General features: G+C 63.3%; 1 pseudogene. It reads right to left on the minus strand.

Features of this window, described 5'->3' with window-relative positions:
* A pseudogene (locus tag EOA28_RS39325) lies at window positions 1-1,184 on the minus strand (peptidase C14 caspase catalytic subunit p20); the annotation flags it as partial.
* Window positions 1,185-1,272 lie beyond the last annotated feature (88 nt).

A 1,272-nucleotide genomic window follows, 5' to 3' on the forward strand; every position in this document is an offset into this window, starting at 1 on the left:
TTGACTTCGGGGCCGACGGAACCTTCCTCGTTCTGCGGCCTGCGGAACTTCCTGGCCCGGTCGTTCCCGCCGGCGGAGCCCTGATTCTCGCCGGAGAAGACATCCGGATTGTTCTTCCTGAGCCGCTTCTGCATACTCGGCCCATTGTCGGCCGGCTCACCATTGACGGTCGGCGGTCTGCGGACCTTCTTGACGTTCCTGTCGATCGAGCCCTGGTCGGAGAACCCGTCCGGATTGTTCCTCCTCAGGTGCTTCCGCACGCTCGTCCGGTTGTCAGCCGGCTCACCATTGACGGTCGGCAGCTTGCCGAATTTTCTGCCTTTGTCGTTTCTGTTGGCCGAGCCCTGATCGCCTGGCTCGACTATGGACCGGCCGGCTGACAAATCCTTGCGCATCAGCCTTTTCGGTTTGCCGTTGCCCTGGTCGGACAACGCGTTGGGATTGTTCTTCCTTAACTTCTCCCGTGAGTTGAGTCCGTTGTCGGCCGGTAAGCCGTTGACGGTCGGCAGTTTGCGGAATTTCTTGCCCTTCCGCTGATCCGTGCCCTGCACTCCGGTCGCCGCGGCGCCGGCATTTCCCGTCGCCTCCTGGTTGCCCTCCACAATGCCTTGCTTGCCAAGCAGCTTCCTCGACCTGTCGTTGGGCAGATTCCGGCCGTTGAGCACCGGCTTGCCGTTGACGAGCGGCAGCGTTTTGCCATCGGCTCCCGGCAAGGCGTGGTCGGTTCCGAGCTTGCGGGTGGACAGGTTCTTCGACAGCGGACGCGCAGCACCAGGCTGCTGGCCCTGCGTCACACCCTGACCGGGCTTCAGCGGCAAGGCGCCCTGATTCTGGTTGAACTGGGCCTGACCGGATACGGCCGCCCTCTTCTTCAAGAGCGGCGGCAGCGCGATCCTGGCCGCCAGCGTCGCGCCGGCACCGATGGCAGCTCCGGTCATTTTCTGGCCGGTGGTGAGGCCGCCCTCTGCATTGCCGTCTGGCTGCCCGGCCTGATTGGCGGTCTCGTTGCGGATCGTGGTGTTATTGATGTTGTTGATGACGGTCGTGTTGTGGATGTTGTTGAAAATGATGTTGTCCGGCGGCGGCACGATGTCACGCGGCGGCCTGACCCAGACCGGCACGGGGACGAAGACCGGCGTCGGCAGGACGTAAACATCGACTGGCGGCGGAGGCGGCGGCAGCACGACAAAGTCCGGCGGTGGAGGAGGTAGGAATATCACGTCGACCGGCGGCGGAGGCTCGAAATCGAAATCGGGATCGTCGAAATAGAGC

This window comes from Mesorhizobium sp. M2A.F.Ca.ET.067.02.1.1 (genome assembly GCF_004023285.1).
GTDB lineage: Bacteria > Pseudomonadota > Alphaproteobacteria > Rhizobiales > Rhizobiaceae > Mesorhizobium.